This is a genomic window from Candidatus Bathyarchaeota archaeon (assembly GCA_026014805.1).
Lineage (GTDB): Archaea > Thermoproteota > Bathyarchaeia > Bathyarchaeales > SOJC01 > JAGLZW01.
Window position 1 is genome coordinate 1 of the sequence record JAOZHR010000031.1, and the last position, 14,478, is coordinate 14,478.

The 14,478-nt window shown below is 43.0% G+C and carries 19 protein-coding genes; 12 read left to right on the forward strand and 7 right to left on the reverse strand.

Annotated elements, in window-relative coordinates:
- Together NWE91_08440 and NWE91_08445 are read right to left on the reverse strand one after the other, a co-directional pair.
- On the reverse strand, nucleotides 1-1,134 hold a 1,134-nt coding region (locus tag NWE91_08440), incomplete at its 3' end, for an ABC transporter substrate-binding protein (GenBank protein MCW3986415.1).
- A gap of 423 nt (nucleotides 1,135-1,557) precedes the next feature.
- The gene (locus NWE91_08445) at nucleotides 1,558-3,291 is read right to left on the reverse strand and encodes a hypothetical protein (GenBank protein ID MCW3986416.1); all 1,734 of its coding nucleotides are present in this window, start codon (nucleotides 3,289-3,291) and stop codon (nucleotides 1,558-1,560) included.
- 221 nt (nucleotides 3,292-3,512) lie between these two features.
- On the opposite strand from NWE91_08445, the gene NWE91_08450 reads away from it, so the two are divergent.
- Nucleotides 3,513-4,094 carry a DNA-3-methyladenine glycosylase gene (locus NWE91_08450; GenBank protein MCW3986417.1) on the forward strand — a complete coding sequence of 194 codons (582 nt, stop codon included), beginning with the start codon at nucleotides 3,513-3,515 and terminating at the stop codon, nucleotides 4,092-4,094.
- 97 nt (nucleotides 4,095-4,191) lie between these two features.
- Here NWE91_08450 and NWE91_08455 read toward each other — a convergent pair whose 3' ends face one another.
- Nucleotides 4,192-4,899 (reverse strand): 4Fe-4S binding protein, encoded by a 708-nt coding sequence (locus tag NWE91_08455; GenBank protein ID MCW3986418.1) that lies wholly within the window; start codon nucleotides 4,897-4,899, stop codon nucleotides 4,192-4,194.
- A 260-nt stretch (nucleotides 4,900-5,159) separates the two neighbouring features.
- On the opposite strand from NWE91_08455, the gene NWE91_08460 reads away from it, so the two are divergent.
- Nucleotides 5,160-5,702, forward strand: coding sequence for a flavodoxin family protein (locus NWE91_08460; GenBank protein ID MCW3986419.1), 543 nt, complete (start codon nucleotides 5,160-5,162; stop codon nucleotides 5,700-5,702).
- Between the two features lie 178 nt (nucleotides 5,703-5,880).
- On the opposite strand, the gene NWE91_08465 is transcribed toward NWE91_08460, so the two are convergent.
- On the reverse strand, nucleotides 5,881-6,255 hold the full coding sequence (locus tag NWE91_08465) for a ribbon-helix-helix domain-containing protein (protein ID MCW3986420.1): 375 nt from the start codon (nucleotides 6,253-6,255) through the stop codon (nucleotides 5,881-5,883).
- 694 nt (nucleotides 6,256-6,949) lie between these two features.
- Here NWE91_08465 and NWE91_08470 point away from each other — a divergent pair.
- The 3 genes from NWE91_08470 (at nucleotide 6,950) to NWE91_08480 (ending at nucleotide 8,559) form a co-directional block, all read left to right on the forward strand.
- The gene (locus NWE91_08470; protein MCW3986421.1) at nucleotides 6,950-7,405 is read left to right on the forward strand and encodes a hypothetical protein; all 456 of its coding nucleotides are present in this window, start codon (nucleotides 6,950-6,952) and stop codon (nucleotides 7,403-7,405) included.
- Nucleotides 7,406-7,478: 73 nt separating this feature from the next.
- Nucleotides 7,479-7,790, forward strand: a complete 312-nt coding sequence (locus NWE91_08475) for a hypothetical protein (protein MCW3986422.1) — start codon at nucleotides 7,479-7,481, stop codon at nucleotides 7,788-7,790.
- Nucleotides 7,791-7,860: 70 nt separating this feature from the next.
- The gene (locus tag NWE91_08480) at nucleotides 7,861-8,559 is read left to right on the forward strand and encodes a hypothetical protein (GenBank protein ID MCW3986423.1); all 699 of its coding nucleotides are present in this window, start codon (nucleotides 7,861-7,863) and stop codon (nucleotides 8,557-8,559) included.
- 20 nt (nucleotides 8,560-8,579) lie between these two features.
- On the opposite strand, the gene NWE91_08485 is transcribed toward NWE91_08480, so the two are convergent.
- From NWE91_08485 to NWE91_08495, 3 genes are all read right to left on the reverse strand, one after another.
- Entirely contained in the window at nucleotides 8,580-9,356 is a 777-nt protein-coding gene (locus NWE91_08485) for a tRNA (adenine-N1)-methyltransferase (protein ID MCW3986424.1), read from the reverse strand.
- A 92-nt stretch (nucleotides 9,357-9,448) separates the two neighbouring features.
- Nucleotides 9,449-10,309 carry an ABC transporter permease gene (locus NWE91_08490; protein MCW3986425.1) on the reverse strand — a complete coding sequence of 287 codons (861 nt, stop codon included), beginning with the start codon at nucleotides 10,307-10,309 and terminating at the stop codon, nucleotides 9,449-9,451.
- 1 nt (nucleotide 10,310) lies between these two features.
- Nucleotides 10,311-11,246, reverse strand: a complete 936-nt coding sequence (locus NWE91_08495) for an ABC transporter ATP-binding protein (GenBank protein MCW3986426.1) — start codon at nucleotides 11,244-11,246, stop codon at nucleotides 10,311-10,313.
- Between the two features lie 193 nt (nucleotides 11,247-11,439).
- On the opposite strand from NWE91_08495, the gene NWE91_08500 reads away from it, so the two are divergent.
- The 7 genes from NWE91_08500 to rplX are packed head-to-tail and all read left to right on the forward strand — an operon-like array spanning nucleotide 11,440 to nucleotide 14,477.
- Nucleotides 11,440-11,925 carry a 50S ribosomal protein L22 gene (locus NWE91_08500; protein ID MCW3986427.1) on the forward strand — a complete coding sequence of 162 codons (486 nt, stop codon included), beginning with the start codon at nucleotides 11,440-11,442 and terminating at the stop codon, nucleotides 11,923-11,925.
- Complete coding sequence (locus tag NWE91_08505) at nucleotides 11,925-12,614, forward strand: 30S ribosomal protein S3 (protein MCW3986428.1); 690 nt, start codon at nucleotides 11,925-11,927, stop codon at nucleotides 12,612-12,614. The genes NWE91_08500 and NWE91_08505 overlap by 1 nt, the downstream gene beginning before the upstream one ends.
- Before the next feature lie 3 nt (nucleotides 12,615-12,617).
- Nucleotides 12,618-12,845 carry a 50S ribosomal protein L29 gene (gene rpmC / locus NWE91_08510; GenBank protein MCW3986429.1) on the forward strand — a complete coding sequence of 76 codons (228 nt, stop codon included), beginning with the start codon at nucleotides 12,618-12,620 and terminating at the stop codon, nucleotides 12,843-12,845.
- The gene (locus tag NWE91_08515; protein ID MCW3986430.1) at nucleotides 12,842-13,123 is read left to right on the forward strand and encodes a ribonuclease P protein component 1; all 282 of its coding nucleotides are present in this window, start codon (nucleotides 12,842-12,844) and stop codon (nucleotides 13,121-13,123) included. Before rpmC ends, NWE91_08515 begins: the two co-directional genes overlap by 4 nt.
- Before the next feature lie 4 nt (nucleotides 13,124-13,127).
- Nucleotides 13,128-13,445: a 30S ribosomal protein S17 gene (locus NWE91_08520; GenBank protein ID MCW3986431.1), complete on the forward strand. Its 318-nt coding sequence runs from the start codon at nucleotides 13,128-13,130 to the stop codon at nucleotides 13,443-13,445.
- Between the two features lie 42 nt (nucleotides 13,446-13,487).
- Nucleotides 13,488-13,886, forward strand: coding sequence for a 50S ribosomal protein L14 (locus NWE91_08525; protein MCW3986432.1), 399 nt, complete (start codon nucleotides 13,488-13,490; stop codon nucleotides 13,884-13,886).
- A 9-nt stretch (nucleotides 13,887-13,895) separates the two neighbouring features.
- A complete protein-coding gene (gene rplX, locus NWE91_08530) occupies nucleotides 13,896-14,477 on the forward strand; it encodes a 50S ribosomal protein L24 (protein MCW3986433.1) in 582 nt (193 codons plus the stop codon).
- Nucleotide 14,478 lies beyond the last annotated feature (1 nt).

A 14,478-nucleotide genomic window follows, 5' to 3' on the forward strand; every position in this document is an offset into this window, starting at 1 on the left:
AATGCCTAGTAGTTTTGCTGTGTAAGGGACATAGCTTAGGCTGCTGTACAGCCACACGGAAATGCACTCGTCAACCATGATCTGCTGGGCTCTATTACACGCGCTTATAGACCCAGCGTAGTTGTCGTTGAACCAGAGTTGTTCCAGTTCATGGTCGAGTTGAGGATAGTTGGGGCCACCTGTACAGTTGAGGCCTGTCACATAGTTTGCTCCATAAGGATACCAGAAGTCGCGGTGGTAGAGCTGGTAGAGGTAGATGGGCCACTTTTTCACCACCCACCCACTCGTGTAGATGTGAAAGTCTCGCATTCCCATCACCGGATCATAAAGTGCCTGTTTGGGCGCTTCTACTGGATTGACTGGTATGCCATGTTTCCTCATGTTGCTATAAAGGTGCCGTCCAGCCTGAAGTCTTGCCGAGTCGTCGGTTCTGACGTAGAAAATAAGTGGATCCAAGTCCTGTCCTGCCTTGGAATGGCCTGGTGGATAGGTCCGAATGTACATTGCTGACCCTGGAAAAGCCGGGTCGTAGTATGGGTTCGGAGTTGCACCTTGAGCGAATCCGTCTGTGTCAAGGTATGATGCTGCTGTAAGGAGATTGTAAGCATAGGGATAGTTTACCCCAGTGACGTTTGAGTTCCACCAACCAGACTGTGGATATGGAATGGGCACGTCGATTTTAGACGCGAATCCCCCTTTGGCCACGTCCACTATCCAATCTTTGTCAACTAGAAATGCGAGTGCCTGTCTAAATGACTTGTAAGTCATTGGTGACTGGATGCCTGGATACGTCGAGATGGTGCAGTTGCTGTTAAAATCAAACCCGACAATGTCGTTTCCTGGCAAAGGAGCCAGCACAATGTTAGGATCTGATATTGCATCTACGAACAGATCTGCGGTGGATTGCTTGCCATCATGCAGTGGTAGTCCCACCGACCAGCCTGTGTAAGCCACCAAATCGATTTCATCAGCTTTTAATGCGGCGTATGTACTCTGTACGTCGCTATAGAAGCGGATGATGAGATCTTCGGTTCTAGGTCCTTGTACCGATGAGACACTGGGAATGTTTGCCAACATCGAAAGCACTAGTATCAGCGTTAGCACTGAAAGGCTTATCTTTTTAATTCTTTCCAATTATGTTTTTTCTCCTTTCTCGGTGGCCACTTTCAGCTCTCCATCTCGAGCTAAGCAGTCTCCCGCTTCCCTGACTTCTGTCAAGGCTTGAAGAAAGAGGGGGGAACAATTAGAGTTGTATTTAACGCATGCACAACTCGTTTCTAAAAAGTCACCTCTTCCCCTGCATGCACGCCCTTTGTATTTGGTTATTGCACATGAAAAGTATTTATGATTTCTGGAACTCTCCTCTATGAACTTGAGCAGACAAAGAACGTACTTCAGTATGTATCAATCATAACAACGATTCCATGTTCTCCATGATGCACACGCGTGTTTTCAGTGATAAAAGAAGCTGTTCATAGAAGAACAAGCCCGAACCACAAAAGTGGGAAGTTGCGGGAGACATCTCCACTGCTTATGGAAGAATCTCAATCTGTTGAATTATGGTAAGTATTCTTCTCCGTAGCTTGAACAGATCATTACTATGTCGTAGATGTCTATGATTCCATGCGGCTCAGCTATGTCACAGTGACAGTTCCAATTGGGGTCTGAAGGAGTGGAACTATAGGCGCTACAAGCTAAAACAACATCATAAATGTCAACCTTTAAATCATGGTTAACGTCTCCAGGACTCCAATATAGATTCATCAGTGGATAGTTGTCTACTCCTTTCCAAGGAAGATAAGTATCACCAACGCCATCACCATTCAAATCAGTGCCGTTATAGTCACTCCAAAAGTTTCCTTCACAGCCATTATCCCAAGTGTTGTTTGTGCTGAGTTCGTCAATCGACATTATGTTAGGGCCTTCATCCACTAAGAAAGAGTTGTGATAGAGAACATTACACTTCGACTCTATGAAATATATGTGCCCTCCAAACAGAGGGGCGGGTTGCCACATAGTGTTTCCAACAATCGAGTTGTTGCTAGATTTCTCCATAGTGAAGTAAAAAGGCACGAAATGCCCCGACATATAGTTGAAAGAGATGATATTATTGCTCGAATTGTGCATAACAAGCGCAGAATGGCAGTCCGAGCTCAGATTGTTATCACTGACAACGTTACCGCTGGAGTTTACGAGTTGGAGCCCGTGAAAGACACAAGAACCATCGTACCCCACAACATCATTATCTTTAACGCTGTTATCAGAGCCCCCCTCAACAAGGATGGCATACACAGCCTTTACGATGTTCCCACTTATGACACTTTTCGAGGAGTAATTCAAAGCAATGCCCCAATCTCCCCACGCCATTGAGCAATTCCGTATCTCAAAGCCGCTAATAGTCACGTTATCTGAATCTACTTGAATCACTGTTCCAGCTCCACCACCATCAATAACTGTGTTTTCTCTATCCTCACCAAGTAGAGATATAGACTTGTTCACGACAACATTCTCGTAGTATGTTCCATTTCTAGCAAAGATGCTGTCTCCTTCATTAGCATTGTTTATGGCTTCTTGGATTGTTGGGTAGTCGTCTGGAACTATTATTTTTGCGTCAACTATCTTAAAATATGTGGTCAATCCCCATTCTTGCGTGTCCTTTATTATGTAGGTTCCTGGGTTTACGTAGTCATATGTAGACAGGTCATATTGATCCCAGGTGAAGCTATCACTCTCGCCAGGCTCTAACGACCATGCTAGAAATGAGTAAAACGTGGCAAGTATTTGCTGCTCTTCTGGGTAGGTGAATATATACCAAGCTGGGTACCCTCCAATTGTCACTGTCGCGCTACCAATGTTGGTTAGTGTGATTGTGATGTTTTCTCCTAGCTTGTAGATATGTTTGTCAGTTTCCAGCAACAGCTTAGGCGCATACACCCAGGATTGGACGTGAACATAGTAACCCATCATCCCGTAGAGAACTGCGCCATAAATGGTAATAATGCTACCATTCAACGGAATCATATATGGTTCAATGTAAACCCACATTCCAACCCAGGGAGAATCCGAGGCTTCTAGGAAAACATTTCCTGGCTGCTCTGGAATCTTGAAGACATCCAACCGAACCATTCCAGTCGTTTGGATCAAAATGCCTAGAAACTCTTCTGGGTGTGTTGCCAAATAAGATAAATCAACATGTACATACTCCGCTGAAACTGAAGGCACATTAGACGCCGATGTCAACGCGCCTACTAGAAGGAATGTAAGTAATATTTGGAAATTTTTTTTCTTCATCTTTCTCCCCAAATATAATGTGCATTAGAAGCTATTAATGCTTTTGAAAGAAACTTCTATTTCGATGAATGCAAAAGCCCAAAAAAAATGGGGTTGACGGTGGATACCTCAACCTAGGGGAGGGTTCAAATAGTTATATGACCTGTAAAAAGAAGACCATTCAAGTATCGATCTGAACAGAAAAGGATTGACAGTTTTTGATGCAATTAGATGACCTGATCATGAGAGTTTTGTCACGCAGTTTTTACGCTCGAGACACAGTTGTCGTTGCAGAAGAATTATTAGGCAAAATTTTGGTCAGACGAACATCTGAAGGAGATATTTTAGCTAGGATAGTTGAAGTTGAAGCTTATAGAGGAAACGATGACCCAGCAAGTCATGCATACAGAGGCAAGACGCCTAGAAACGAGCTGATGTTCGGAAAGGCAGGCTTTGTGTATGTATATTTCATTTATGGAAATCATTACTGCCTTAACGTCACGACTGAGAGAGAGGGCATTCCAGGTGCTGTTCTGATAAGAGGAGTCGAAGTAATTGACGGCGTCGAATTGGCCCATAAAAACAGAAGACCAAGCTCTCGGGTCAACTTGTCAAATGGCCCAGGGAAACTGACACAAGCCCTAAACATAACAAAAAAGCAGAACGGCCTAGATCTAACTAAAACAAAAGAACTCCTTATCAGTTATCCGAAGATCAATGAAAATTTCGATACAATCACTGCAAGAAGAGTTGGAATAAAACTCGGCAGCGAAAAGCCTTGGCGATTCTACGTCAAAAACAACAAACATGTCTCGAAACCGTAAGGCAACTAGCAAGAGATATCACCACTGCATATGGGTTCAATTTTCTCCCGGTCCAACTTTCTAGGAGCGCAAGCGGTTATGCGGCTCCTTCTTTTTATCATGATTGTTGTATCCTGTTTGAATACGCTCTGCGTTTGCCGATGGGACAGATGTTTGAACACTCCATGCACCACAGCGCAGAGTATTTTGATATCTCCTTCATGTTGTTTTCGCAATAGCTGAGGCAAGCCTCTTTATCGTATTTTCCATTGTCAAATGCGTTTGCGGGACAGGCATCAACACATTTGTCGCATTCGTGGCAGTAGTCAAGGCTTTTCATAATTAGGTCAGGTTTCAATGATGCGTTAGTATTAACAGCGCGTAAGCGTATTCGTGGACCGTATTTTTCTGTTATAAGAAGATTGTTTTTGCCAATAATGCCTAAACCTGCGAGAGCCCCTGCCTCTTTTAGATAGAGCCCTGGTTCATAATTTGCGGGTTCAGCCCAATACCCTTCTCGTTCAAGCAAAAGTGAAAGACGTAGTGATACGCCACGCAGGATTTCATCTTCAAATGCACGGTTTGGCTTGCCTTGGTCCTCCCAGGAAGGGGTGTGAAGCCACAGGTCCAAAATGGGATCTTCCATCCACATCGCCAGAACAATGACCGTCTTGGTTCCTTCAGGAGGACGGTTTTCCTCTGGGTATCGATTGAACCTCTCAAAGTCCGCAAATCCGACGAGGTCAGCTCCCCACTTAATGGACTTTTCCTGAATAAGACGCTTAAGCTGGTCCAGTTTCTTCGCAGGACTGCTTCCTTGAGACAACCAAACACTTCCTTTATGAGAGATTTCTCCATCATTAAAGCACTGAGTTCCATTTATATATAGGTAATCCTGGCAAGTTGAAGCTTTACAAGGGTTACCTAGATTCACAAAACACGCCCCTTCTGAATCAGAAAAAAGGAAGAGTTTGCGAGAGATGTCTCCTCTGTGGGAGGATTCAAATCCTACACCCCATCACTTTTTAGAAGTGGTTGCGCAACATTTTTCATTGCGCTCATATCTCTTAGTTCGAGGTTGTTAGTATGAAAGTTATTGCTATTCAGTCAAGTCCAAACTTGGATGGGTTGACGTCTAGTCTCGCGCAAGCCGTTCTTAACGGTGTCAGAAATGAGGGTGGGACGGTTGAACTTATTCACCTAAACAAATTGAACCTTGAGCCATGCATTGCCTGTGATAACGGATGGGGCAAGTGTAGGGATGAAGGAGTCTGCGCTCATGAAGATGACTTCCAGAATTTGACGGATGAAATAGCTAAATGTGATGCATTAGTTTTTGCCACCCCTGTGTACTGGCATGACTTAAGCGAGTCCGCTAAGATTTTTTTGGACCGTCTTCGCCGGTGCGAGACCGGTTTAGACTTTAAGACTTTTGCTGGCAAAAAAGCGATTGGAATAGCCTCGGCTGGTGGAAGCGGTCGAGGTGCAATTCGCGCCCTATATAATCTTGAAGATTATCTTAGGAGGCTTGGGTTTGACATCTTCGATTTAGTTCCAGTCACTCGGTTCTCAAAGGACCACAAGCTTGAGATGTTAGAAAAGGTAGGTAGACGCCTGATTAGAGGATAATAGGATCGCTCAAGAGTTTTAATAAAGCCAGGAGAAGAACTATGAAAAAGAGGGGGTCTCGGGAGATTACCCGAGGGAAAACAGATATCGCTTATTACTTATTGAATTCTCACGGGTTTCAATTATACAAGCGATAATCTTTTGGATCACAAGTTGTTTTGATGGTTGTAAGTGGCTTTTATGTGGTTAATGACATTTTAGCTTGTTTTTTTAATTCTCTAATTTTGTCTACTGTCGGCATGACCTTTTGAAATAGGTCTTTGCGAGCTTGTATTCCTTCTTTTATAAAGAACGCTGCAGCTTCAGATCTACTCTTGAAGGCTTCTACTTCAACCAGAGCATCAATCTGCTTGAGGTCTTCATCATTCAATCTGGTCACCACAACATTACCTCGACCTCCAAGATGCTTGCCCAGTTTCATGAGAATCTTTTCGTGAACTTTTTCAGCATCTTCACCTTCAGGACAACACATTTTTATCATGAGTTTATGTGGTTTTCCGGATTCACCTTCGCAGCAAGCACCCAACTCTTCATCTTCTTCCTTTTTATCCATCAATCTCACCTCACTCACTTTTACAATTATGTATCTTGTAAGATGTAACAAAGATACTTAAATCTTTCGAATATATGTTAGTATAAGAAGAAACCAAGATTTTCTCGCGATTCCTAACCCAAAAAACTCAAAAAATCTTTCTTCAGAATTTTCCCTAACACACTACTAAATTTCCCAAGATCAACGTGTCTCAACAAGTTGAATAGTCCTCCCATTTTCAATGGCCAGTCAAATCAATCTCATTTATATCTCTTTCAATATCAACTAGTTTGCACGGGTACACTCACGGGCATGCCTTCATAGGCAAAACTGAAACTTTGTGCTCTCGAGCCATTTTTTACGATAAAGAACGATTCACGGTCTGAATATTCTGTGTCCACGTTTTTAGCCGTGGAACCATATATTCCTCTAAAAGTATGTTATCTCCAAATTTCCTCAGGAGGAGATCTGTAAGTTTGTTGGCTAAGTTAACTCGTCCCTCACGATTCAACTATTCACCTTCTCATTAATCATTCTACATGCAGAAAATTAAGGCTATTTATATTAGCTAGGTATATTTCAGAACCCGAATGTTTCCAATGGAACAAGAAAAAAGTAGAAGCAAGGAATATCTTCTAAACGCGCGTGTTTTTGCAGTTTCACAGTGCCAGATTTTATATAACGCTCCGCTCGGATAATGTTTTGGAGAGCTCTAATGTCCAGAGAACCCGCTTCTGACTTATCTGTTATTGAATCGCAGCTGAAAGGCAAAACCCTACAAGTTTATTGGTATTTGATCAGATCATCCAACCACAGCGCAGGTGTGCGGGAAATTCAGCGTTCCCTTCACTTTTCAAGCCCCAGCATTGCAGTTCATCACTTGGGAAAGTTGCAGGATATTGGACTTGTAACAAAGAATAGAACAGGTGAATATGTTCTGAAAGAAGAGGTTAAAGTAGGTCTCCTCCGGTTTTTCACAAGGGTGGGACGCTTTCTGGTGCCGCGTTATCTATTTTATTCAGTCTGGCTGAATACTATGCTTATTACCTATCTACTATTTTACGGCTTGACGGGTAGCGTCCATAACTTCTTTGCCTTAGCCTTCGGTGTTATTGGATGCTCCGTTTTATGGTTTGAGACGATTAGGTTGTGGAGGGAAAAGCCATTTTGAGTGTGCATCAACCTGTTCTAGAACATAGAACTAAAAGCAACACACACCTACTTAACATGTGGAGAAAACAGTCATGAACAAAGCCATAGCATATGTTGTCACCGCTATCATTCTGGGCTTGGTCATGACACTTGTTCCAACATGGCTGTTCTTAGTTAAGGCAGGCCAACAGGAAAAACTTTCAGAGGTGTTCGCACATTTTTCAAGTGAAGATTTAAGGCCCCCGTTTCTGGACTACTCAGAACAAAATCGTGTGGAAACTGTCTCGCATAGAGAAGTGGAGATTCTCGGCGTCAGCTTCGTTGTAGCTTCAATAGTTTACATTTTGTTTAAACGAAAAACACCGAGGCACGATTACATTTGGTCTCCAATTCGTCCGTACTAATTTTAGTACACGCTGTTCTAAAACATAGCATTATACCAAGCGCTACTCCTTTTTCTTTACTGGATTAAGAATGAAGATAACAAAGAAAGAAATAGGAATTGCCGTGGCTTTAGCGTTAACTATTGCTGCTTTCTCAGTCTTCTATAATGCTGCTCCACAAAGAGATAGCTTGGAAGGCAGTTATGGTCTGCAATCTGCAGCGAGCCTCGAATCCATGTATGGTTTCACGTCTGAGCCCTCAGAACGTGTCCGGATAATGGATGCCGACATTCAAGGGAAACTTAGAAACGGGACATTCGAAACAGTCGTCCCCTTTATTGAAGCACTGACAAGAGAAAAAGGTGGCTTTATGATAACTGAACGTATGACCTTTAAGGAGGGCTTATGGAGTGGCGAAATTGTTTCAAAATTGCCTCCCGAAAACGCAAGCGCCTTTACGATGGGAACTAGAGAAAATATAGATGAAAACGGACGAGTTTTGCTTATTCAAATTAGCATCCGCGAATTTACAAGTCAAAACGCAACGGGTGGTGAACAATATTCCACCATCAAGACTTTTCTAAGCGAGGAATTTGAAGAGGGAAAAGAGACGCCTGAACCTGTCAATCAACTGATGTCCGTCTTTCCAGTCTTGGTCACAGGTTTAGTTTGGATTACTGGAGGATTAATCGTTGGGGGGCCACTGTGCTTTGCTTCCCTTGGAGTCGTGATGCTAATAAAGAGGATAATCATTCCGTTGTGGAAAAAAGAGCTCAATAAATCTATGTAACTTCAACACCCTCTCATTTTTTAGAGTGCTTTGCGAGCATACGTTACATAGCCTGTATGCCCAGTCATGAACGTCTGCGGTCGAGTTTTTCCCCGCGCTACTTGCATTCCACGCATTATACATTCAAATGTGCCTATGTCAACAAACCCGTTTTCCTTCAGGGCTTCAACGGTCTTTACGATTTGGTCGATTGTAGGACTGAAGGATACAACGTTTCCACTGCCTTTCAGTGCTGAATAAGCATGGAGTATCACAAGCCACGGAGTTGCCAAATCCAAAACAACTGCATCAACATCTTTTTCATCGATGCCTAATGTTATGTCTTTGTTTTTGAGCTCGACATACTTTTCGACTTGGGCTTTTTTCAGGTTTTTAAGGGCGACTTCTTGAAATTCTGGTCGAATATCGTAGCTGTAGACTCGTCCTCGTGGCTTAATGTAGAAAGCTAGAGCGGTAGTTAAAGCACCTGCACCTGTGCCTGCCTCAATGACGCGGTTTCCAGGGCCTATTCCACCAAACATGACTATCAAGGATATGTCTTTGGGGTATATTATCTGAGTTTTTCGCTGAGCTTTGAAAATGAAGTCGCGAAGAGCTGGTTTTAGAGCTACAAATTCTATGTTTAAGCTACTAAGCAGCTGTGTACCGTATTTTTTGCCAATTAAATTGTCGAACTGAATATAGCCTTTGTGTGTGTGGAAACTCTTGCCTTTTTCTGCTTTGACCAAGTAGGAGCGTTTTTTGTTAAGGTATAGGAGAATGTTATCGCCATTTCGAATAATTTGACGCCTAGGCATGCTAGTCTTATTGTAGAGAGAAACTTTAAAAGAATACGGCTCTTCAACTAAAGAGATCTAATTTGTGAGATTTTCATTATTTTAGACTTGTATCAAGCCGTTTTCTTTGTAACATCTGATTTAACGATTCTGACGACAGCTATTGCGACGAAAACAATAGTGTAGACTGCGATAAGGGATCCTGCTAAAAGAGTCTGTGTCTCTCCTGCGGAGACAAAGGTGCCCCCAAACAAAGGGACACTTATGTTAAGCTCTCTAATCACAAAGTTAGGAAAGTTTGATACGCACCAGTCTGGAAGCCACTTACTAGCCTCTAGGTAAAGCTCTTCTCCCGTGATCATGTGTACCCCTGTTAGAATACCACTTATAACACTTGAAGCTATGAAAACGCCAACAGTAGAAAGCAGAGCAAGCATTGTTCTCCTAAGAGCTTCGCTAAACATAAAGGCTAACGACAAGAAAACCAGATTGGAGTAAACCAACGCTAGGTAAACATGTGGAACAAACTGAAGACTATCTTGAGGGCTGAAAAATATAACGGATAAGATTACCCCAAGAACTGTTGTCAAAGCCATTACAAAACTAAAAAGCGACAATCCACCAAGATACTTTCCAGCTATATACTCCATTCTTGTAATCGGTTTGGATAATAGTATGTCGGCCGTCCCCTGTTCGTATTCTTCAGACATCGACCCGCCAGCAACCATAATAGCAATAAGCACTGAAAAGAACCCTTGAGGAGCTAATACTTCCAAAGTCCACATTAAAGGCTTAATTTGCTCCAACCATACCTCTAAACCAAGAGGGGGATTAGTAAAAAGATGATTGAACACTACAAAAATGATTATTTGGACAGCAAACACCAAAATAACTAGCGCAAGGAACTTTTTTTTGGCTAGGGCTCTCTTCCATTCGTAACCAATGATTACAGTAACTCTTCTAAGAGCATTCATGTTATTGACCTCCCCTCAGAGCGCGTAGGTAAGCGTCTTCTAACGTTATCTTGCCCAGGTTAAGACTTAGTAACACGCCTTTTCGTTTGAAGATTTCTGAGGAAATTTCGCCTCTCAAGTCCTTCTTCTCCTTCAGTTCTATCCTTAGCTTATTTCCCTCCACCTTAACTCCTTCAACGTAATCTAGCTTTTCAAGATTTGAGACTACCGTTTTCGTTACCTTTTCCAGTTCTGCTTCAACAACCCATCTCTGGGTAAAAGCCTCCAACACCTGTTCCATTGGGCCTGTGAAGACCATTCTCCCCTTATTTATCATTCCCACATGAGTACAGATGCGTTGAACCTCGTCTAGGAGATGTGAGGATATGAAGATAGTTTTACCTTGTTTTGAAAAGGTTGTAAAGAGATCTCTGAAGTGAGCTGTGGCTTCTGGGTCCATACCAATCGTAGGCTCATCCATGATGAGAACCACGGGATCATTGATGAGGGCCAAAGCCATAGAGAGTCTCTGAACCATTCCTTTACTATACTTTCCAACCTTCTTGCTGCCCCACTCTTTTAAGCCAACCAAGTCAAGAAGTTGCTTAACCCTCTTCTTCCTCGCCATTCCATCTAACCCAAACATCTTTCCCATGATGTCCAGTAGTTGCTCTCCAGTGAAGAAAGCCTGCAAGGTTGGCAGTTCCGGAGCATATCCAAGACTTTGGAGGGCTTGAACTGGATCTTCAGACGGGTTGACACCGTTTATTTTGGCTTCACCTTGATCTGGCTTTAGAAGGCCAAGCATGGTTCTTATGGTTGTAGTTTTGCCCGCTCCATTTGGACCTAGATAGCCATATATCCACCCTTTTTCCACTGTAAAGGAGACAGAATCTAACGCTTTGAAATCTCCGTAGAACTTTGTGAGATCTGAAACTGCTATGACTGATTGGGGCAAGGCTGTCACCAAGCTGTGAAACAGTTTATCTGATGTTCTTAATAAACTTGAAAATGGAAACTCTGTATTTTGGCAGACTTTGATTCTGGACTTTGACACACTAGAGAAAACTTACCTTGCTATTCCTGCTTTTTGCCACGAAAAGAAATATAAACTACATTGATGCTGTTGAACTGCACAGCTGGAAGAAAGCATGCCAAAATTCGGATACTCAATCACAGAATTCGATACTGAAGGAACTGTTAAAGCCAGTGGACGGGAGCTTAGAATATCCCCTAAACACGCAAGAGAAGTGTGCAATACAATCAAAGGCATGCGTGTGGATAAAGCAAAACGATATCTAAGGCAAGTTATGGTAAAAAAACAACCTGTCCCCTTCCGCAGATTCGTGAAAAAGCTGGGCCATAGACATGGAATGCAAAAAGCCATGGTCGGAAAGTATCCGATTAAGGCAGCAACAAAAATCTTGAAAGTTCTTGAAAGCGCAGAAGGTAATGCTGATTTCAAAGGCCTTGACGTTGAACGCCTTCGCATAATCCACGCATCAGCCTACCCTGGAATGAAAGTTAAACGCGCTATACCAAGAGCATTTGGGCTCTCAAGCCCGAAAAACAGAACGCTTACACACATCGAAATTGTTCTAGAAGAAATAGAAGAGAAAACAGAGGGAGTTGCTTAATGTCTGTAGTTAAACATTTTATCGAAGAATCCATAAAAAAGACAGAAATCGACGAATTTTTGCAGAAAAAACTTGAACGGGCAGGTTATGGCGGCGTAGACATCGCAAAGACGCCGCTAGGAACACACATAGTGATCTACGCTATGCGCCCCGGCGTCGTCATCGGTCGAGGGGGAGAAACCATAAAGGACCTCGCAAGCGATTTGGAGAAGTTCGAACTTCCTAATCCCCAAATTTCTGTAGCGGAAATTGAAATCCCCGAACTCAATGCATATGTTATCGCTTCACGTATTGCTTCGGGGTTAAGAAGAGGTGTTCACTATAGAAGATCAGGATATTGGGCGCTTAAGCAAATTATGGATGCTGGAGCATTAGGAGTTGAAATTACTATTAGCGGGAAATTGCGGGGTCAAAGGTCAAAATATGAAAAATTTCGCGCTGGATACTTGCCGAAGAGTGGAGAACCACCATTAGTATACACGAGAAAAGCAGAGATGCATGTCCAGTTAAAACCAGGCATTCTTGGAGTAAAAGTACGCATAATGCCTCCCGACGCCAAGTTCCCAGACAAAATAATCATACTTCCTCAAGAAGTAAAAGAGGAGACAGCTGAAGCACTTGAAGCAGAAACACCTGTAGAAGCCGAAACACCAATGACGGAAAAAGAGGAAGAGGAGGCAACCGAATAAAAAATGCCCATAATTCGACTCAAAGACATCCGAGACATATCTTCCGAAGAACGGAGAAAAAAAGTTACAGAATTACGAACCGAACTTGTACGACTAAGAACAATGACGAAGGCAGGGGGTTCTATAGAAAACACCGCACGTATAAGAGAACTTCGCAAAGCCGTCGCTCGCATCCTCACCGTAGAACACGAAGCAAAACTTGCAGAGGCAAAAGAGGCGAAAAAACAATGAAAGTCACACCTGCGATAATTCAGCATGAGTTTATCGGTCTCAAAGCAAAAATCGCAAAAGCCTCCAACCCCAGTCACATAGGTATCGCTGGTACAATTGTTAACGAAACACGAAACACGTTTGTAATACTGCAGGACAACAAAAGGAAAACCATAGCAAAAAGCCAAGCAGTTTTCCATTTCACTCTGCCAGATTCCACAATCGTGGAGATTGATGGGCAGATTCTGGTGGGAAGACCTGAAGAGCGCTTGAAAAAGCGAATTAGGAGGATCTGGTAGAAGAATGGCATTCTCTTTGAAGAAACCTAAAAAATCATGCACTGACCCTAGTTGTCCCTTTCATGGGAGCCTATCTGTTAGGGGGCGTTCTTTGGATGGCTTGGTTATTAGTGCAAAAATGGATAAAACTGCTATAATTCGACGTAACTATCTTCATTATTTTCCTAAATTTAAACGATACGAGAGAAGACACAGCCACATACCTGCTCACAACCCACCCTGCCTTAATGCGAAAGAAGGCGACAGAGTGAAAATCTCCGAGTGCCGTCCCATAAGCAAGACTGTTGCCTTCGTGATAGTTGAAAAACTGGAGGAAAAATAGTTGGCGGCAAGAGCGAGACCACGAGCGTTATTCGCAAGGGCAATGCTTGGGCAAAAACCGAAAGTCACAAGGGGCGTCCAATGCGGCACCATGTTGAAATGCGCCGATAACACCGGCGCTAGAAAACTCAAACTTATCCAAGTCATCGGATACAAAGGACGGCTAAGGCGTGTTCCAGCAGCTGGTGTAGGCGATTTGATAATGACCTCTGTACGGAAAGGGTTGCCAGACATGCGAAAAAAACTTTTCCGAGCAGTCGTTGTGCGACAGAGAATGCCCTTCCGTCGTGCAGAAGGTATCTGGGTTCAGTTTGAGGACAACGCGGCAGTCATAATGACCACTGAAGGAGAAATGAAAGGTTCCGAGATTAGAGGTCCAGTGGCGAGAGAAGCAGCAGAGCGATGGCCTAGAATAGCGAGCGCTGCAAGCATAATAGTGTAGGTGAACGCCATGCAAATTACAAAACCAGGAACACAACGCAAAAAATTGTTTCAAGCTCCTGCTCATCTGCGCTATAAACATTTTTCCGCGGCTTTATCGCCTGATTTGAAGAAGAAGCATGGAGCAAACGCCATTCCTGTGAAAGTAGGCGATACGGTTCGATTAATGAGAGGCGATCGCAAAGGATTTGAAGGTAAAATCATCAGAGTTGACCGTGGAAAATACAGAATTTTCGTTGAAGGCGTCACGCGGGAAAAAGTAGATGGAACGTCAATACAGATTCCAATTCATCCATCAAAAACAATGATTATCAGTCTTGATATGACTGACAAATGGCGCAGAAAGGCGTTAAATCGGAAAGGTGTACTTCTAGAAAAAGAAAGACATCCTCCAGCTGAAGCTGTTGAGGAAAGGGAAGAAATCAAAGAAAAACCAAAGCCGAAAGAAGTGGCAAAGAAGCCTAAGAGAAAGGAGAAGAAGAAAAAAGAACCAGCAAAGCCTGCGTCAAAGACAGTGAAGAAAGCTAGAAAAACCGCGAAACCAAGACGGAAAAGAACAAAAAAAGCCAAAGTTGAAGGGAGAAGTGAATAGT